Source organism: Streptomyces sp. NPDC044704 (genome assembly GCF_056433525.1).
In genome coordinates, this window is the sequence record NZ_JBWKGY010000001.1 from 124,855 (window position 1) to 143,380 (window position 18,526).

Consider the following 18,526-nt stretch of genomic DNA (forward strand, 5'->3'; position numbering starts at 1 on the left):
CGGGCCCCGCTCGTTGACCGGGCATGGAGCTGCTGCCGACCATCGCGGCGCCGGGCGTCGGTGAACGGGCCGACGCCGCGGCCGATGCCGCCTGTCACCTCTACGACGCCGTCGTGCCGTGGGGCGACGGCGAACCCGGCGGGTGGAGCCGTACCGCCGCGGAGGACGCCGCCGAGACGATCGAGACCACCGCGCACGCCCTCGCCCTCATCCACCCCCGCGCGGAGGTCATCCTCGCGCCGGTGCACGCCGCCCTCGCCGACCTGCGCCGCCAGCTCGCCCTCGCCCCGGCCGACCCGCTGACCGCCGGGGACGGTGTCCCGGCCACCCCGCGCACGGTGGGCAACCCGCGCCGCACCCGCTGGGTGCGGGTGCTCACCCCACCCGCGCCCCGGCGACCGCTGCCTGGTACAGCTTCCTGATCTGTGCGCCGAAGTAGGCGCTGTAGGAGGTGTCGGGGTGGGTCCCGCCGGTCTTCCAGCCGCCGATGACGCCTACCACGTCGCCGGTGCCGGTGCGCTGGTCGTAGCGGGTGAGGAACGGGCCGCCGCTGGTGCCGCCCGGATAGCCGGTGCAGGCGATCCGCAGGAACGAGCCGGGGATCTTCGCGTCCCGGCTGGTGAACTTCGTCGTCCGGTTGAAGCACACGCGCGGGCGTGCCGCCGACGACGGGTAGCCGATCAGCGTCACCCGCGCGTGCGCGAAGGTGGCCCCGGTGACGAGGCGGTTCCCGCCGACGGCGGTCTCCACGGCCGTCCGCCGCGCGTTCGGGCCGACCTGGGCGAAGGCGGCGTCCAGGGTGGCGGCGCGGTCGGCCCCCTCGCGGCGGTAGCGGGGGTCGATCCACATCTTCGGGCGCCCGGCGGCGTCCCGCAGCACGGGGAACATGCCGTACGGCTGTGGCTTCGCCTTGGTGTAGCGCGGTACGAAGGCCACCTGCCGGGAGTCCGGACCGAGCAGGCAGTGCGCAGCGCTGAGCACCAGGTTGCGGCCGGGGGAGGAGACCACGCTGGCGGTGCAGAAGTACGCGCCGCCGCCCTTCATGACGAACATCCGCCCGACGGCCGGGCTCCCGTCGAAGTCCTTGCCGACACCGGCCCGTGCGGACGCGGGGATCGGCGCGGCGACGGGCTTCGGCGTGGGCTTCGGGACCGGCCGCACGGGACGCGGGGCGGGCGCGGGAAGGGTGTCGGCGGGTGCGGGCACCGGTGCGGGGACGGGCGTCGGCAGCGCCGGCCCGGTCGGGGTGACGGGGGCCGACGGGGTCGCGGGCGCGCCGGGGAGGACGGGCACGTCCGGAGCCGCCGGAGTGGGGCTGCCGGCCGGGGACGGCGGAGCCGCGGGGGCGCCGGTGGCCGCGGGGACGCCGGTGCCGGCCTCCGGGACAGCCGGCGCGGGGCCGGGCGGGGCCGGTTCACCCGCCGGAGCCGGTGTGGACGCCGGGGCGGCCGGTTCCTGCGGCCCGGAGTTCCCGGCCACCGGGGGCTCCGCCCCGGGAGCCGGTACGGGATCCGCCCCGGGAGCCGGTCCGGCCGGGACGCCGGCCGCCGGAACCTGCCCGGCCGGCGCCTGCCCGGTCGCGGCCTGCCCCGACTCCGGAACCTGCCCCGCCGGAGTTCCCGCCGCCGGGTCCTGCCCCACCGGGGCCTCTTCGGCCGGAACGGGGGCCGCCGGAGCCGGAGTTCCCGCCGCCGGGTCCGCGGCCCCCGGGGCCGCGCCCGCCGGACCCGGGCCCGCCGGGGTTCCGGCCGTCAGGCCGTCCGGCGCGGGGGTGTCCGGAGCCGCCGGCTCCGGTCCGGGGGAGCCGGCGGGGGGATCGGCGGGCGGGTCGGGGACCGGGAGGGCGGAGGCCATCCGTTCCGCCGTCCAGAACGCGGCGGCCTCGCGCGCGGACCACTGTCCGGCGGCCGCCTCCGCGCTCGCCGTCCCGGCGGCGGGCAGCGGCCCGCCGGGCAGCAGCAGTGCGGCCGTGGCCGCCACCGCCGTCAACATACGTCGCATGCCCTGCTCCTGTTCGTGACGGATCAGACGGCCTGGGGGAAACGGAACAGCCGGCCGGGGTCGTAGGACCGCCGGACCTCCTCCAGCCGGGGGAGGTTCGGCCCGTAGTACGCCTCCCGCCAGCCCGTCAGCTTCGGGTCGGCGTAGTTCTGGTAGGCGCGGCCGCCCGCCCACGGGCGCAGGTCCTGCCACAGCCGGTCGAGCCAGCCCTCGTGCCGGGCGACCTCGGCGGCGGTCGCGGAATCGGGCCAGTAGACGAGGTACTGGGCGAGGAAGGCGCTGTCGCGGTGGACGAAGGCGGTCGCGGCGGCCGGTACCCGGTTCACGGCCCCGCCGCACACCCCGTCGAGCTGGATCACCCCGCGCCCGCCGGGCGGTACGGCCCGCTCGTACCGCCGGACCGCGTCCAGCACCGCGCGCACCGCGCCGTCGGGCAGTCCGGGCGCGTTCCAGAAGTCGGAGCGGGCCGTGTAGGAGTCCCGGCCCAGGCGGCCGCGCGGGTCCCGGCCGGGCAGGGTGCCCGGCAACCGGCACTGTGCCTCGGTCCGCTCCTGGCAGCCGGCCATCGCCCGCAGGGTGTCCCCGTGGCTCCGTACGACGACCCGGCTGTCGCGCGGCTCCCGCCCCACCAGGCCGGCGAGCCGGGTGAGCTGCCGCTCCAGCTCGGCACGTCCGTCGAGGCAGACGACCCGTACGGCCGGAACGGACGCGGTACCCGGTTCCAGGGTGAACTCCACCTGGCTCCAGAACGGATCCGGGAGCGCGCCCAGCCAGCGCTGCCATCCGCCCAGCACGGACGGGGAATCGGAGGCGGGCCAGTGCAGTTCGGCGGTGGCGGCGTCACCGACCGGATGGGTGCGGAACCGGAACTCGGTGACGACCCCGAAGTTGCCGCCGCCGCCCCCGCGCAGGGCCCAGTACAGCGACGGGTCGGTTCCGGCGTCGGTCTCCCGCACCACCCCGTCGGGGGTCACCATCCGGGCGCCGAGGAGCCGGTCGGAGGTGGTTCCGTGGGCGCGGGAGGACAGGCCCAGCCCGCCGCCCAGGGTCAGGCCGGCGATGCCGACGGAGGGGCACAGCCCGGCCGGGACGCCCAGGCCCCGCGCGGCGAGGACCGCGTTCACCTCGGCGAGGCGGGCGCCCGCGCCGATCCGGGCCTCGGTCCCCCCGACCGTGATCCGGGCCATCGCCCCCACGTCGACCACGAGCCCGGCGGCCGCGGTGGACCACCCCGGGTAACTGTGGCCGCCGCCGCGGGGCACCACCGGTACGGCCGCGCGGCGGGCGAAGTCCAGGCAGACGGCGACGTCACCGGCGTGCGCGGGGTAGGCCACGGCCGCCGGTGCGACGGAGTCGTAGCGGGGCTGGAACAGCTGCCGGGCCTCGGCGTAGTCCCCGTCACCCGGCAGGATCAGCCGGCCGTCCATCGCCCGCGCCAGCGCCCCGAAGTCGGGGGCCCGGCCGGCGGCCCCGGCGGTGGCCAGGACGGCGGCGGCAGTGCCCGCCAGGACCCGGCGGCGTGGGAGGGTCATCCCCCCTTCCTGCCACCGCGCGGCCCGAACGCGGAGAAGGCGGGCCCGCCGGCACCCTATTGTCGCCCGAACGGCTTATCGCACCGCGCACCCGTACGAGCCCCGGGCCCTGCGCCCCCGCTCCGAGGCCCTCCGGCGGCCCACGCGCTCCGGCGTCAGCCCGCCGGGGGCTTGCGGGCCAGGAGGAAGGCCTGTGGGGAGCCTTCGTCGGAGGTGGGCTCGCGGGTCAGGCGGGCCGTTTCCGGCAGGCCGGCCCCGGTCAGCAGGTCGGCGATCAGGGCGGGCGGGGTCCGGTGGACGTCGAGGTCGACCGGATGGCCGTAGGCGTGCTCCAGCCGGCGCCGCCCCTCCCCGGCCTCGAAGGCCACCAGCGCGTAGCCGCCCGGCGCCAGGACCCGCGCGAACTCCGCGAAGACGGCCGGGAGTTCCCCGGGCGGGGTGTGAACGGTCGAGTTCCAGGCCACGACCCCGCCCAGTACCCCGTCCGCCACGTCCAGCGCGGCCATCGAGCCCACCTCGAACCGCAGCCCCGGATGGCTGCGCCGGGCCACCGCCACCATCGCGGGGGACAGGTCCACCCCGAACGTCCGTACGCCGAGCCCGTCCAGGTGCGCCGTCACCCGGCCCGGGCCGCAGCCCAGGTCGGCGACCGCCCCGCCCCCGCCACCACCGCGCACGCATTCGGCGAACGCGGCCAGCATCGCCCGGTCCAGCGGCCTGGCCGCCATGGCCGGCCCGGCCAGCCGGGCGCAGTCGACGGCGACGGCGTCGTAGGACGCCCGTACGGAATGGAGGTACGAGGTCTCTGTCATGCCCTGAACGTAGCCCGCCCGGCCCCGCGACTCACCCCCGATCAGCCTCCGCCCGGCGGATGCGGAAGCCACGCCCACTGGTCCCCGGCCACGCCCGGACTCAGCCGCATCAGGGTCAGCGCCTTCACCGGCAGCGGCCCGGCGCGCAGGGCCCCGGTGTCGGCGGTGGGCGCGACCCCGTCGAGCGCAGCCGCGAGGTCCTCCCCGAAGGCCGCCCCGGAACCCGCCGTCGAGGCGAGTGCCCCGGCGACCAGCGACCCGAACAGCTTGCGCCGCAGTACCCCCTCGTCGTCCGTGACGAGCCGGCCCGACAGCGGCGGTACCGGCAGCCCGTGCCGGGCCAGGCGCGCCGGGCTGATCCGGATGTCGGCGAGGTCCCGGTAGACCAGGCGCAGCGGGTCACCGGCGGGGGAGAGGACCACGAGGAGGTTCTGGCCGTGGCCCTCCAGGGCCACCCCGAGGTCGAGGACCCGCAGGCACACCGAGAGCGCGAGGCGGGCGAAACCGGCCCGCCACGCGGCGGAACGCGCCAGGGAGGTGCCCGCGAGCGCCGCCACCGGCACGACCCGCTCCCCGGGGCCGGCGTAAGCCTCCGGAGGTTCGCGGAGCACCGCCGCCAGGTCCGGGCTGTGCGCGGTGGCCGCGCCCAGGGTGCGGGTGATGTGGAGCCGGCCGTCGAGCCGCTCGGTCAGGGCGTGGGCGAATGCCGAGACCACGGCCGCCGTCTCGATGGAGTAGCCGGAGATGTCCCGTACGGAGGAGGTCAGCCGGGTGCTCAGCGCCGTCTTCACGTGGGCGCCGCCGTCCGCCGGGGCGAGCGTGCGCAGCGCCATCAGCGGATGCGCCGCGATCCCGCCCGCACCGCCGGCCCGCGCGGCGCCCTCGCCCTTCAGCACGTGCTCCGCCTGCCACGGATGGACCGGGACCAGGATCCGGCCGCCGTCCCGCAGTTCCTGCGGCCACTCCCCGGTCACCAGGCACTCCTCGGCCCGGACGGGGAGCAGCCCGAGCTCGACCAGCGGCCCGTGCTCGGGGGCGTACGCCAGCTGTTCGGCCACCGAGAAGCCGGGCCTGGAGCGGCAGTTGGGGTGGTAGGGATGCCCGTCGACCACCCGCTGTTCCCACTCCCAGGTGCTCGTCGGGTCCGCCCGCGGTCCTGCCGGCTGCCCGGCCCGGGACAGCGCGAGGGAGGCCGTGCTGTCGTCCAGCTCGGCGGCGAAGGCGGCGCCGTGCGGTACGTCCAGTGCCGTGACGAGCCGTGCGGCCTGCCGGTGGACGCGCCCGTCGAGGCGCACCTCGCTCACGTAGGCAGCGGTCGCGTACGGGTCCGCGGGCGGCCCCTCCAGCCGGCGGCCCCCCGTCAGACGCAGCGTCAGCGAGTCCGGGCCGTGTTCCCGGTGCAGCACCCACGGCAGCGGCTCGAAGGCCAGGGCCCGCCACAGTCGGGTGAGCACGGCCGCCCGCGCCCCGTCCAGCGCGGCCTCGTACGCCGGCCCGAGGGCGGGGCGTACGCCGGCCAGCGCGGCGGCGACGCCCTCCTCGGCGGGTGAGGCAGGGTGGCCGGGAGGGGCGACGGCATCCGGCCGGGTGGACGGTTCCGACGGGGCGGACGATCCCGACGGGTCCGGTGAGCCGGGTGGGCCGGGGAGGTGCGTGCTGCGGTCCAGGGTCCCGTTCCTTTCGGATCGCTTTGCCTGATGATCATGTCATCATCGCCGATACTGAAGATCACGGCCGATGACCCGCGCGCGGGTCGCCGGCGCTCCGGATGGACCGAATGGAACCAGTGGACCTCAACGCCGCCGCCGACGCATACGCCGCCACTCCGCTCCTGAACTGCCTGTTGCGGGAAGCGGCCGACGCGGAGGGCGGGCAGGTGCACCGGCTGCGCGGCAGCGGCCGCCGGCTCCGGGTGCGCGGCGGGCGCCGGCCCACCGACCCGGAACTGGCCACCGAGAACGGCTGGCATCCGCTCACCCACGCGGAACTGGTCAAGCTGACCTCCGACGAACTGCTCCGGTACACCGGCGTCCCCAACGACGAGCTCCCCGGCGAGATCACCGACAGCCGCGACACCGTCGCCGCGCTGCTGGCCGCGCGGGCCGTCGCCGAGCCGCCGCAGGACCCGTACCTCCGGTCAGAACAGGCCCTGGTGATGGGCCATCCGCACCACCCCGCCCCCAAGGCCCGCGGCGGGGCGCCCGCCTCGGGCTGGCTGCCGTACGCCCCCGAGGCCCGCGCGAGCTTCCCGCTGGTCCTGCTCGGGCTGCGCGAGGACCAGGCCGTCGAGGAGGGCGGCCCGGCGGCGTCCGACGCGGTCGACGCGCTCGGGGAACTCCTGGGCGGACCGCGTCCGCCCGCCGGCTACCGGTCGTTGCCGGCGCACCCCTGGCAGCTGGACCTGGTCACCGGACGCCCGGGCGTGCGCGAGGCCTTCGCCGACGGGCGCCTGCTGCGGCTCGGACCGACCCGGCTCCCGGTGTGGCCCACCGCCTCGATCCGGACCGTGTACGCGCCGGACCCGGAGGCCGACCTGTTCGCGAAGTTCAGCCTCGACGTGCGGATCACCAACGACGTGCGCCGGCTGTGGCGGCACGACCTGCTCAGGCTGCGGCGCGTCGACGCCGCCGTGGAGGCCGGGTTCGCCGGACTGCGGACGCGTACGGGATCGAACGCCGTCTGGCTCCGGGACCTGGGGTACCGCACGGCCTCCTTCGCCTTCGAGGAACTCGCCGTCCTGGTCCGCGACGGTTTGCGCGCGGCCGTGGTCCCGGGCGCGACGCCGCTGCTGGCCGCCGCACTGGCGGAGGGCTTCCCCTGTGGAGCTTCGGCGGGCGCCGTCGCGCCGGAGGCGTGGTGGCGTGCCTATCTGCGCCATGTCGTGCCTCCCGTGCTGGACCTGTTCGCCCGGCACGGGATCGTGCTGGAGGCCCACCTCCAGAACTGCCTCGTCGCCGTCGACGGCCGGGGCATGCCGGTGCAGGCCCTCTTCCGCGACGCGGAGGGGGTGAAACTCCCCGGGGACGTGCCGCGGGAGGACGCCTGGCAGCGGCTGGTGTACTGCCTCGTCGTCAACCACCTCGCGGAGATCGCGGGGATCCTGGCCGAGCGTCATCCGCAGTGCGCCGGGTCGGTGTGGCCGGCGGTCCGCGAGGAGTTCCTGCGCTACGACGCCGCGTACGGGCTCCCGGAGATCGCCGGACTCCTCACCGCCGCCGGGCTTCCGGCCAAGACGAACCTGCTGCTGCGGTGGACCCGGGCGGACGGCGCCGACGCGCGCTACCTGCCGTTGCCCAACCCGCTGCGCGGCTGAGGGGGGGGCGGCTCCCGGAGTGGGGATTCGGCCAAGGTGGCGCCGGTCGGGGCCACACCCGTACCGAAAGGTATAGACCAATGCTACGTTGGTCGGGCAGACCGCGCAGTCCTTGACCACCCGTCAGAGGAGAAGCCATGCCCTCCCCCTCGCGGGGCGGCGGCCCGGCCGCCACGCCCAAGTACCAGCGGATCGCCGCAGCGTTGCGGGACGAACTCGACCGCACCGACCCCGCCTCCGGGGGCGCCCGGCTGCCCTCCGAACGCAGTCTGGCCGCCCGCTACGGCGTCAACCGGCAGACCGTACGCGCCGCCCTCCAGGAACTGCGCGCCGACGGGCTGATCGTCACCGGCCGGCGGGGCACCCGGGCCGCGTCCGCCGCTTCCGGCGTGACGGCCGCGCCGCCGCGCCGCAGGCCGGAACCGGCCGCGCGGCCGGCGGCGTACACGGTGCGGGCGACGTACGCGCCGGGCCGCGCGGCGGGCCCGCCGCCCCCGTCCTCCCGCACCCGGCTGACCCTGGTCACGGTGCCGCCCTCGCTCGCCGCGCTGCTCGGCATGAGCGGCGGCGAGCGCACCCTGGTCCACCACCACCGCACCTACGGCCCCTCCGGGGAGACGCTCCAGCACGCGGTGACCCACCTCTGCCCGCGCACCGTCGCCCGGACCCCCGAACTGGCCGGCTACCTCGACCGGGAGGGCGCAGCCCGCGACGAGGACCTGAGGCCGCTGCACCGCTGGCTGGAGCGGGCCGCCGCGCACGGCCGGGCGGCGGAGACCATCACCATGACGCGCACCAGCCGGCCGGCGGACACGGCCGCCTCCTGCGGACTGTCCGTGCGCCGTACCCTGCACGACGCCTCGGGCCGGCTCATCGCCGTCACCGACCTGTCCTTCCCCACCTGGGACCGGCTCACCTTCCACCGCGACCCCGAGGCCATCGGCTTCCGCGTCACCTGAGCCTTGCGCCGCCCGGTGAGCCCGAAGGGGCCCGCCGGCCGGCGCTGAGGTCCGGTGCGGGATCGCCCGCGGGGGCGTCCGGTGCGACGGCGTCGGGTGCGGCCTCGTCCAGCTCAGGCAGGTCGAGCTCCTCGGACCCGGAACCCCCCGCGGGCGGTTCCGGGACGCCCGGTGCGGAAGGCGCCCCGGTGAGCAGGGCGAGCAGGCCGGCCACCTGGACGCCGGCCTCGGCGGGGTGCTTGAAGACGGCGCCCGGGGAGATCTCGTAGCGGTTGCGCCGGCCGTCGCGGACGCGCCGGAGGTACCCGTCCGACTCCAGGTCGGCGACGATCGTCTGCACCGTCCGCTCGGTCAGTACGCACGTCACGGCGACATCCCTCAGACGCACGGCCGGGTCCCGGGCGATCGTCACCAGAACGCGGGCGTGATTCGTTAGGAATGTCCAGTTTTGTCGACGTGTCATGCTCCCCATGGAGTCATGATGCGCCACTTGATTCATGTGATGCAAGACGCGAAACCGGTTTCCGGTATTTCTTGACGTACGAGCGGAAGGAGGCCAACATCTACGGCAGTCAAGGTCCCGCGCCGCAAGCCGACCAGCCCAAGGAGCGAACCCCATGCCGGTACCCGCCCCCATCGCCCACATCACCGACACCGACGCCGCCAGTGCCGCCGTCCTGCCCGGCCCCCGCCGGAGCGCCGAGGCCGCCGCCCGCAGTGCGGGCCTGCCCCGGATCGACGAGCCCCGGGAAGTCGCCCCGTCGGACGCGAGGGAGCTGTCGAAGGCCTTCTTCAAGCGGCTCCGCGAACTTTCCGAGGGCACTCCGGAGTACCAGTACGTCCGCAACACGCTCATCGAGATGAACGCCTCACTCGTCCAGTACGCCGTCCGGCGATTCCGGAGCCGCGGTGAGAACGGGGACATAGAGGACATCGTGCAGGTCGGTACGATCGGCCTCATCAAGGCCATCGACCGTTTCGACCCGGCCCGCGAGAACGAGTTCTCCACCCTCGCCATGCCGTACATCACAGGCGAGATCAAGCGGCACTTCCGCGACACCAGCTGGGCCGTCCGCGTCCCGCGCCGGCTCCAGGAGCTGCGCATCGACATCGCCAAGGCGAAGGAGGAGCTGACGGTCCGGCTGGACCGCTCGCCGACCGTCGCCGACCTCGCCGCCCACCTCGACCTCACGCACGAGGAGGTCGTCGAGGGGCTCGTGGCCGCCAACGGGCACACCAGCGGCTCCCTCGACGCCCCCCACACCGAGCACGGCGACGGGCCCACCGAGGGCCACACCCTCGCCGACGTCATGGGCGAGGAAGAGCCCGCGATGGAGCTCGTCGAGGACATCCAGACCCTGGCCCCGCTGCTCGAACAGCTCACCGACCGCGAGCGCCGCATGCTGCAGATGCGCTTCGGGGAAGAGCTCACCCAGGCCCAGATCGGCACCGCCCTCGGCATCTCCCAGATGCAGGTCTCCCGGCTGCTGACCCGGCTCCTCGCCCACCTGCGGACCTCGATGCTGGAGGATCCCGAAACGGCGGCGCACCCCGCCGTCGCGGGCCGGTCCTGAACCCGCCCTCGCGGATTCGAACCCCCGCGCGGGGCGTGAGCTGGATCACCTCCCCGTTTGCCCCGCATTCGCCGGGGCAAACGCGCGGCTGGAGCGGAACCTCGTCCTCCGGCCTACGGGCCGGAGGACGAGGCGCGCGCGGGCCGATCCCGCACCGCTCCCCGTCCCGCCGGACCCATCGGCGGGCCGGATCCGGTACGACCCCCGAGGTGCATGTGTCCACGCTCCAGGCCGAACACGTCTACAAGCTGTTCGGGAGACACCCCGACGAGACCGCGGCGGCGGTCGGCGCCCTCGCACGCGGCGCCAGCCGCGACGAGCTGCGCGCCGAAGGAACGACGGCGGCTGTGATCGACGCCACCTTCAGCGTCGAGCCCGGCCAGATCTTCGTCGTCATGGGCCTGTCGGGATCCGGCAAGTCCACGCTGCTGCGCATGCTCAACGGACTGCTGGAGCCCACCGCCGGCCGCATCCTCTTCGACGGCGAGGACCTCACCGCCCTCACCCCGCGTGAGCTGCGCCACGTACGCTCCACCAAGATCAGCATGGTCTTCCAGCACTTCGCGCTGTTCCCGCACCGCGATGTCCTGGCCAACGCCGCCTACGGACTGGAGGTCCAGGGCGTCCCCCGGGCCGAGCGCGAACGGCGCGCCGCCGAGGCGCTGGCGCTGTGCGGGCTCGGCGGCTGGGAGACGTCCTGGCCCGACGAGCTCTCCGGCGGCATGCAGCAGCGCGTGGGCCTGGCCCGCGCCCTGGCCACCGACGCCGACCTGCTCCTGATGGACGAGTCCTTCAGCGCGCTCGATCCGCTGATCCGCCGCGACATGCAGGACCAGCTCCTCGAACTCCAGAAGCGGCTGAAGAAGACCATCGTCTTCATCACGCACGACCTGAACGAGGCCATGCGCCTCGGCGACGGGATCGCCGTCATGCGCGACGGCCGCATCGTCCAGCAGGGCACGGCGGAGGACATCCTCACCCGACCCGCCGACGAGTACGTCGCCTCCTTCATCCAGGACGTCGACCGCTCCCGCGTGCTCACCGCCGACGCCGTCATGGACGAGGCCCCCGCCGACGCGGACGCCTGCGACTGCCCGACCGTCAGCGCCGGCACCTCGCTCGCCGACCTCTGCGCCGTCAGCGCCCGCGTCCCGCACCCCGTAGCCGTCACCGGCGAGGACGGCGCCGTCCTCGGCACCGTCCCCCAGGACCGCCTCGTCGCCTTCATGGGTGACGAACAACGGCCCCCGCTGGCCTGCACGGAGGTGGCCGCCTGATGCCCCGCCTGAACCTCGGAGCCTGGGTCGACAGCGGAGTCGACGTCCTCCAGCGCCACCTGTCCTGGCTGTTCGACGCGATCAGCTCGCTCGTCACCGGCCTCTACGACGGCATCGACGCCGTCCTGTCCGCCCCCGCCCCGCTGCTCTTCGCGGGCATCCTCGCCGTCGCCGCCTGGTGGCTTCGCGGACTCCTCGCGGGCGTGCTCGCCTTCGCCGGCTTCGCGCTCGTCGACTCCCTGGGGCTGTGGGAGGACGCGATGTCCACCCTGTCCCTGGTCCTCGTCGCCACCCTGGTCACGCTGGCCTTCGCGGTCCCGCTCGGCATCTGGGCCTCCCGCTCCGACCGGGTCAGCGCCGTCCTGCGGCCCGTGCTCGACTTCATGCAGACCATGCCCGCCATGGTCTACCTGATCCCGGGCATCATCTTCTTCGGCGTGGGCGTCGTCCCCGGCATCATCGCGACCATCATCTTCTCGCTGCCGCCGGGCGTACGGATGACCGAGCTCGGCATCCGCCAGGTCGACACGGAACTCGTCGAAGCCGCCGACGCCTTCGGCACCACCCCGCGCGACACGCTCGTACGGGTCCAGCTCCCCCTGGCCCTGCCCACGATCATGGCCGGCGTCAACCAGGTCATCATGCTCGGCCTGTCCATGGTCGTCATCGCCGGCATGGTCGGCGGCGGCGGCCTCGGCGGCGCCGTCTACCGGGCCATCGGCAACGTCGACATCGGCCTCGGCTTCGAGGCGGGCCTGTCCATCGTCATCCTCGCCATGTACCTCGACCGGATGACCGGCGCCCTCGGCCGTCAGGTGTCCCCCCTCGGCCGGCGCGCGCTCGCCCGTGCCCGGGCCGCCGCGAGCGGCGCCGCCAAGGTGTGGAACCACCGCCCGCAGCCGGCCTACGCCGTCACCGCCGCCGTGGTCCTCGCCCTCGTCGCCGGCGGCCTGAACACCTTCGGCGGCTCCGCCTCCGACGACGGACCGGCCGGCGCCGCCGACATCGGCAAGGGCCGCACCGTCTCCCTCGGCTACATCCCGTGGGACGAGGGCATCGCCTCCACCTTCCTCTGGAAGGAACTGCTGGAGCGGCGCGGCTTCAAGGTCGACGCCCGCCAGCTGGAGGCCGGCGCCCTGTACACCGGCCTCGCCGGCGGCCAGATCGACTTCCAGACCGACGCCTGGCTGCCCGTCACCCACGCCCAGTACATGGAGAAGTACGGCAACAAGCTGGAGGACCTCGGCCCCTGGTACGGCCCCACCTCGCTGGAGCTGTCCGTCCCCTCGTACGTGAAGGACGTCCGCTCCCTCGCCGACCTCAAGGGCAAGTCCGCGCAGTTCAAGGGCCGCATCATCGGCATCGAACCCAGCGCCGGCGCCATGGGGATCCTCAAGGACAAGGTCCTCAAGGAGTACGGCCTGGAAGGCGAGTACGAGGTCGTCGACGGCTCCACCCCCGGCATGCTCGCCGAACTCAAGCGGGCCTACGACAAGAAGGAACCCGTCGTGGCCGTCCTGTGGTCCCCGCACTGGGCCTACTCGTCCTACGAGCTGACCAAGCTGGAGGACCCGAAGGGCGTCTGGGGCAAGGGCGACGGCATCCACACCCTCGCCCGCAAGGGCTTCGCCGCCGACGAGCCCGAGGTGGCGAAGTGGCTGCGCTCCTTCAAGCTCACCGAGGAGCAGCTCACCGGCCTGGAGGCGAAGATCCAGGAGACCGGCAAGGGCAAGGAACAGCAGGCGGTCCGCGCCTGGCTGGCCGACCACCCGGAGATCGCCGCACTGAAGTGAGCCCGGGGCGCCGGTGCGCGGCGGACCGTACGAGGTCTCCGCGCGCCGGCGCCCCCGTGCGCCCGGCCGCCGTCCTCAGCCGACGGGTACGCGCTCCGGATCCGCGGCGGGCTGCGCGTGCCGGGCGGCGGCGGGCCGGGGCACCAGCGGCCACCAGGTCGCCCGGCCCAGCAGCGCGGTCAGGGCGGGCACCAGCACGACCGACAGGACGAACGCGGACAGCAGGATCCCCACCGCCGTCGCGAAGCCGATCTGCTGCGTACCGGGATGGGGGCTCACCGCCAGGCTCCCGAAGGAGGCGGCCAGCACCAGACCCGCCGTCGCGATGGCCGGCGCCGTGTGCCGGACGGCGCGGGCCACCGCCGCACGGGCGGAACCGGGCTTCCCCATCTCCTCCCGGATCCGGTCGCCGATCAGGATGTTGTAGTCCGTACCGAGCGCCACCACGAACAGGAACAGCACCAGCGGCAGGGTGAAGTCGACACCCGGCCGCCCCAGCCCGTGCTGGAACACCAGCGCCGAAGCACCCAGCGTGGCCGCGAAGCCCAGCCCGACGGCGATCATCAGCACCACCGGCGCGAGCAGGCTCCGCAGCAGCACCAGCAGGATGATCCCGATCAGAGCCGCCGCCACCGGGAAGATCACCTTGAGGTCCTCGTCCACCGCCACCGCGATGTCGGCGAACACCGCGGCGGTACCCCCGACATGCGCCCCGGTCCCGGCCGGCGCCTTCGCCCGCACCGTCTCCCGGACCGGACCCGCCACCAGGGCACGGGCCTCCGGCCGGCCCGACTCGACGGTCAGCGACAGGTCGATCCGCGCGGCCCGCCGGTCCTCGCTCAGCACGGTCGGGGCGACCCGCCCCACCCCCGGCACCCCGGCGAGCGCCCCCGCCAGCCCTGACAGCCGCTCGGCGCTCAGGGGGGCGCCGTCCTGCGAGATGACGAACACACCGGTCGGGTCGGAGACCCCGGCGGGCAGGGAACGGGCGATCTCCCGCGCCGTGTCCACGGCGGCCGTACGTTCCCCGGCCGCGCCGCCCTGCCCGTAGTCCATGCGGATCCCGGCCAGGCCCGCGGACAGGGCCCCGAGCAACGCCACCGAGGCGAGCACCAGCACCAGCGGGCGCCGGGCCACCAGCCCGCCCAGGGATCCGGCCGTACCGGCGCGCGGCTCGCGCTTGAGGGAGCGCGAGGGCCAGAACATGCCCCGGCCGGTGACGGCGAGCAGCGCGGGCATCAGGGTCAGGCTGCCCAGCAGCATCACCAGCACGGACACCGCGATCGCCGGGCCCAGCACCCGGAACTGGCCGAAGGAGGCGATCCCGAGCGTGGCGAACGCGGCCACGATCGTCAGCGCCGCCGAGGTGACCGCGGTGCCCACGCGGCCCGCCACCTCCCGGGCCGCCTCCCGGCCCGACTGCTCCGGGTGCGTCCGCAGCCGTTCGCGGAAACGGAACAGCAGGAAGAGGAAGTAGTCGATGCCGATGCCCACCAGCACCACGTTGACGAGTCCGGGCGTGGACGGGGCGAGCCGGATGCCGGTCAGCATGGAGGCCCCGACCACCACCCCCGTCGCCGCGCCGCCGACGATCGCCACCGCCACGAGCGGCAGCAGGGCGGCCGCCAGGCTGCGGAACACGAGCACGTGCAGCAGCACGATCAGACCCGTCATCACCGCGCCGACGACCGTCGCGCGGGTCTTCTCTGCGTCGGCCGCGTCCACGGTGCTCGCCGGGCCGCCGGTGAACCCGGTCCGCAGGCCCGCCTCATCGAAGGCCTCGCGGGTGTGGTCGCGGAAGGCCCGGTAGGTGTCCTGCACCCCCGGGTCCTCCGGGTTGCCCTTCAGTTCCACGGACTGGAGCCGGAAGGCGCGGTCCGGGGCCGTCATGCTCCCGCCGAACGAGGGCACCTGCGAATGGTCCTGCGCCCCGGGCATGGTGTCCTTGGTGACGGGCATGGCGATCCGCTGCCGGGACAGCCGCGCGGTCACCTCGTCCGCCCGCCGCTCGTCGTCGGCGGACAGGGCGGCCCCGTCGGTCCGCGCCACCAGCACCGTCAGCGGGTTGGAGTCCGGCCGCACCCCGAAGCTCTCCTCGGCGATCCTCAGCGCGGCGGCGGAATCGTAGCGCGCGGGAAGGAAGTCGCCGTTTCCCGTCTGGATCGCGCGGTAGACGAACATCTGGCCCAGGATGGTCAGGGCGATGCCCAGCACCGCCCACAGGGCGATCACCTTCCACGGATTTCTCGTCGAGCATCCCGTCAGGGCGCGGATCACTGGTCTCCTCCGGTCTGTGCGGTCCCGCCGGACGGACCCGCCGGGACCCCTCCAGACCATCAGTGACCAGGGCCGCGCGCGTCCCGGCACAGGAGGATCCCGCCACCGGGACCACGGTCCGGCCGGCGGCCCGGACCAGGACCGGAGTCCTGGTCCGGGACCCGACCGCAGGACGGTGGCGGGGGTCCGGGCCGGTGCCAGAATGGATCCACGGAGTCCGCCCGCGGACGGGCCCGGCACCGGCCGGGCGGAGCGGGCCGGGGGAGGACCGGGAAGATGAGCACGCGCGCCGGCGGGCCGGCATGGACGCGCAACGACGCCCTGGTGGCGGTCGGGGCCGCCGCGGGAGACCTGTTGGGCTTCTCCGTCGGCAACCAGTTCGAGGGCAACCCGATCGAGGTCACCGCGGCGTTCGCCCTGCTCCTCGCGGGCATGTCCCTGATCGCCCGGCACCGCCACCCGGTCCTGGTGTTCACGGCCGTACTGGCCCTCGGCGTGGTCGTGAACACGGCCGGTCCGGTCGCACCGCACTTCGGGCTCGCCCTGATCATCGCCCTGTACACGCTGGCCCGGAGCTGCCGGCCCGCCGTGGTCGCCGCGGCGGCCCTCGCCGCGGTGCCGATGCCCTCCGTCGGACAGGGCGGCATGCTGCTCCCCGGCGGCTGGGGCGTCGCCGCCAACGCGGTCGCCGCGCTGCTCGTCGTCGTGGCGGCCCTGGTCATGAACCACCGGGAGCGGGAGGCGGAGGCCGACCGCGAACGGCTCGCCGACCGGGCCGTCGCCGAGGAACGCCGCCGCATCGCCCGGGAGCTGCACGACATCGTCGCCCACCACATCACCACCATGCAGCTGATGGCCGGCGGAGCCCGGGCCAACCTCGCGCACGATCCGGGGGCGGCCCGCGAGGCGCTGGTCATCCTGGAGGGCTCGGGGCGGATGGCCCTGGCCGAAATGCGCCAGCTGCTCGACGTCCTGAGGGCCGGTGAGGAACCCGAGGCGACCCCGCCCGCCCCGCAGCCCGGGGCCGAGGACCTCGGACGGATCGTCACGGAGGCCCGGCTGGCGGGCATGGACACCGAGTTCACCGTCGACGGAACGGTGCGTGAGCTGCCGCCGACCGTCGGCCTCACCGTGTTCCGCGTCGTGCAGGAGGCCCTGACCAACGCCCGCAAGCACGCCGGTGACGCCCGGGCCCGGGTCCGGCTGACGTACCGCGAGGACGAGGTCGCCGTAGAGGTCAGCGACGACGGAACGGGCGGCGGGCAGGGCGGCGTTCCCGGCCGGCGCACGGCGGCCGCACGGCCCCCGGGGCGCGGCGGGTACGGTCTGATCGGAATGCGTGAACGCGTCGCCCTGCAGGGCGGCACCCTGGAGGCCGCCCCGCTGGAGGCGGGCGGCTTCCGGGTCGCGGCCCGGCTCCCGGTGGCACCGGGAGCGGGCGCCGCCGAGCGAGAGGAACACCGCCGATGATCCGCGTGCTCATCGCCGACGACCAGCCGCTGGTGCGGCGCGGTCTGGCCCTGATCCTGGCCCCGGATCCGGACGTCGAGGTCGTCGGCGAGGCCGGCGACGGCGCCGAGGCCGTCGAGATGGCCCTGCGGCTGGACCCGGACGTGGTGGTCATGGACATCCGGATGCCGGTGCTCGACGGGGTGGGGGCGACCGAACGGCTGGCCGCCCTGCGGCCCGGCGCCCGCGTGCTGGCCCTGAGCACCTTCGACATGGACGAGTACGTGGTCGCCGCCCTGCGCGCGGGAGCCTCCGGCTTCCTGCCCAAGGACATCTCCCCGGAGGAGCTGATCGCGGCCGTCCGAACCGTCCACGCGGGCGAGGCCGCCGTCGCCCCGCGGCTCCTCACCCGGCTCATCTCCGCCTACGTGCGTTCCTCCCCGCGCGAGCGCCGGCCCGCCCCGGCCGCGCCCGCCGCGCTCACCCCCCGCGAGCTGGAGATCTGGCGCCTGCTCGCCGGCGGACTCGACAACGCGGAGATAGCCGCCGACCTGGACATCAGCGTCTCCACGGTCAAGAACCACATCACCGGCATCTTCGGCAAGCTGGGCGTCCGCGACCGCGCGCAGGCGGTCATCGCGGCCTACGAGTCGGGACTGGTCGAGGCCGAACGGAGGACCACTTGATCACCAAGTGCCCGCAGAGGACCCGAATCCGCCCGGCGCCCGAACCGCTGACCAGCGAGAACACTGGATGATTCGCCCGTGCGGACGAGGGGGTGCGCATGGCACAGTGCCAGGAGCACAACCGCCGTACCAGGGAGCCTCCATGCGCGATCCGCACCCCATGCCGTCGGTACTCGTGGCCGTGCCCGAGGGCCGGACCCGGCCGGGCCCGCTGCCCGACTGCCCGGAGTGCGCGGCCGCCCCGGAGCGGATCTCCTGGCGCCAACGGCCCGGCCGACCCGTCGTCCTCGTCTTCGAGCCCTGCGGACACCGCGCCACCTCACCGGCGCCCCCCGTCCTCGCGGTCACCCCGCCGCCCCCGCTGACGGGGTGACACGGAGCGGCCGGTCACGCGGGGTCCCCTGCTCCGGGGGGCGGTCCGGCCCTCGTATCGTGTACCCGAGCCGCTCACCGGCGCGGCAGGAGACGGAGACCCCTGATGGACGTGCAGCACTTCGAGCGGATCACCGCGTTCATCGAGGCGCGGCTCACCCCGCTGTTCGACGCGGAGACCGGAAGTGAGCGCGGCTTCGCGATGGACGACACCTCCCGGGCCCTGCGCGCCCTGCGCAACAGCGTGCTCGAGGCGTCCGCGGTGAAGGGGCTCATCGAGAAGCGGGCCACCGCCGACCAGCGCATGCGCAACGTCATCGACCAGTCGGTGGAGCACCACTGGGACGTGCTGCGCGGCATCGCCCGGCAGTGGGAGGACCACGCCGACTTCCGGCGGGAGTTCAAGCGGCACGCGTGGGAGCTCGACGGGGAGTCCGCCCCCGCGCCGGCCGGAGCCTGACCCGCGGGCGGGCCCCCGGCC

Annotated in this window: 15 protein-coding genes and 1 pseudogene; 10 read left to right on the forward strand and 6 right to left on the reverse strand. The window is 75.0% G+C overall.

The genetic code is table 11. The features are described from left to right. Window positions 1–23 precede the first annotated feature (23 nt). A complete protein-coding gene (locus tag AC07B0_RS00540) occupies window positions 24–422 on the forward strand; it encodes a hypothetical protein (protein ID WP_478895997.1) in 399 nt (132 codons plus the stop codon). Here AC07B0_RS00540 and AC07B0_RS00545 read toward each other — a convergent pair. The 4 genes from AC07B0_RS00545 to AC07B0_RS00560 all read right to left on the reverse strand — a co-directional run bounded on the left by AC07B0_RS00545 (window position 376) and on the right by AC07B0_RS00560 (window position 5,865). Next, window positions 376–2,001: a serine protease family protein gene (locus tag AC07B0_RS00545; RefSeq protein ID WP_478895999.1), complete on the reverse strand. Its 1,626-nt coding sequence runs from the start codon at window positions 1,999–2,001 to the stop codon at window positions 376–378. The two genes, AC07B0_RS00540 and AC07B0_RS00545, sit on opposite strands and share 47 nt — an antisense overlap. A 23-nt stretch (window positions 2,002–2,024) precedes the next feature. Further along, the gene (locus tag AC07B0_RS00550; protein ID WP_478896001.1) at window positions 2,025–3,533 is read right to left on the reverse strand and encodes an FAD-binding oxidoreductase; all 1,509 of its coding nucleotides are present in this window, start codon (window positions 3,531–3,533) and stop codon (window positions 2,025–2,027) included. Window positions 3,534–3,688: 155 nt separating this feature from the next. Then, complete coding sequence (locus AC07B0_RS00555; RefSeq protein ID WP_478866178.1) at window positions 3,689–4,345, reverse strand: class I SAM-dependent DNA methyltransferase; 657 nt, start codon at window positions 4,343–4,345, stop codon at window positions 3,689–3,691. A gap of 41 nt (window positions 4,346–4,386) precedes the next feature. Next, the gene (locus AC07B0_RS00560; protein ID WP_469384925.1) at window positions 4,387–5,865 is read right to left on the reverse strand and encodes an IucA/IucC family protein; all 1,479 of its coding nucleotides are present in this window, start codon (window positions 5,863–5,865) and stop codon (window positions 4,387–4,389) included. A 248-nt stretch (window positions 5,866–6,113) separates the two neighbouring features. On the opposite strand from AC07B0_RS00560, the gene AC07B0_RS00565 reads away from it, so the two are divergent. Together AC07B0_RS00565 and AC07B0_RS00570 are read left to right on the forward strand one after the other, a co-directional pair. Beyond that, entirely contained in the window at window positions 6,114–7,658 is a 1,545-nt protein-coding gene (locus AC07B0_RS00565) for an IucA/IucC family protein (protein WP_478896003.1), read from the forward strand. 137 nt (window positions 7,659–7,795) lie between these two features. Continuing rightward, a complete protein-coding gene (locus tag AC07B0_RS00570) occupies window positions 7,796–8,617 on the forward strand; it encodes a GntR family transcriptional regulator (protein ID WP_478896005.1) in 822 nt (273 codons plus the stop codon). 190 nt (window positions 8,618–8,807) lie between these two features. Here AC07B0_RS00570 and AC07B0_RS00575 read toward each other — a convergent pair. After that, window positions 8,808–9,089: pseudogene (locus AC07B0_RS00575) on the reverse strand (MarR family transcriptional regulator); the annotation flags it as partial. Between the two features lie 145 nt (window positions 9,090–9,234). On the opposite strand from AC07B0_RS00575, the gene AC07B0_RS00580 reads away from it, so the two are divergent. From AC07B0_RS00580 to AC07B0_RS00590, 3 genes are all read left to right on the forward strand, one after another. Then, window positions 9,235–10,191 carry a SigB/SigF/SigG family RNA polymerase sigma factor gene (locus AC07B0_RS00580; protein WP_356871960.1) on the forward strand — a complete coding sequence of 319 codons (957 nt, stop codon included), beginning with the start codon at window positions 9,235–9,237 and terminating at the stop codon, window positions 10,189–10,191. Window positions 10,192–10,406: 215 nt separating this feature from the next. Continuing rightward, window positions 10,407–11,468 carry a quaternary amine ABC transporter ATP-binding protein gene (locus AC07B0_RS00585; RefSeq protein WP_356872034.1) on the forward strand — a complete coding sequence of 354 codons (1,062 nt, stop codon included), beginning with the start codon at window positions 10,407–10,409 and terminating at the stop codon, window positions 11,466–11,468. After that, window positions 11,468–13,261 (forward strand): ABC transporter permease/substrate binding protein, encoded by a 1,794-nt coding sequence (locus AC07B0_RS00590; protein WP_478896007.1) that lies wholly within the window; start codon window positions 11,468–11,470, stop codon window positions 13,259–13,261. Before AC07B0_RS00585 ends, AC07B0_RS00590 begins: the two co-directional genes overlap by 1 nt. A gap of 75 nt (window positions 13,262–13,336) precedes the next feature. Here AC07B0_RS00590 and AC07B0_RS00595 read toward each other — a convergent pair whose 3' ends face one another. After that, window positions 13,337–15,538 carry an MMPL family transporter gene (locus AC07B0_RS00595; RefSeq protein ID WP_478896009.1) on the reverse strand — a complete coding sequence of 734 codons (2,202 nt, stop codon included), beginning with the start codon at window positions 15,536–15,538 and terminating at the stop codon, window positions 13,337–13,339. Between the two features lie 276 nt (window positions 15,539–15,814). On the opposite strand from AC07B0_RS00595, the gene AC07B0_RS00600 reads away from it, so the two are divergent. The 4 genes from AC07B0_RS00600 to AC07B0_RS00615 all read left to right on the forward strand — a co-directional run bounded on the left by AC07B0_RS00600 (window position 15,815) and on the right by AC07B0_RS00615 (window position 18,505). Beyond that, entirely contained in the window at window positions 15,815–17,008 is a 1,194-nt protein-coding gene (locus tag AC07B0_RS00600; protein WP_478896010.1) for a sensor histidine kinase, read from the forward strand. Beyond that, window positions 17,005–17,673 carry a response regulator transcription factor gene (locus tag AC07B0_RS00605; RefSeq protein ID WP_356871950.1) on the forward strand — a complete coding sequence of 223 codons (669 nt, stop codon included), beginning with the start codon at window positions 17,005–17,007 and terminating at the stop codon, window positions 17,671–17,673. Before AC07B0_RS00600 ends, AC07B0_RS00605 begins: the two co-directional genes overlap by 4 nt. A gap of 142 nt (window positions 17,674–17,815) precedes the next feature. Beyond that, window positions 17,816–18,046, forward strand: coding sequence for a hypothetical protein (locus AC07B0_RS00610; RefSeq protein WP_356871948.1), 231 nt, complete (start codon window positions 17,816–17,818; stop codon window positions 18,044–18,046). Between the two features lie 105 nt (window positions 18,047–18,151). After that, window positions 18,152–18,505 (forward strand): hypothetical protein, encoded by a 354-nt coding sequence (locus tag AC07B0_RS00615; RefSeq protein ID WP_467291925.1) that lies wholly within the window; start codon window positions 18,152–18,154, stop codon window positions 18,503–18,505. Window positions 18,506–18,526 lie beyond the last annotated feature (21 nt).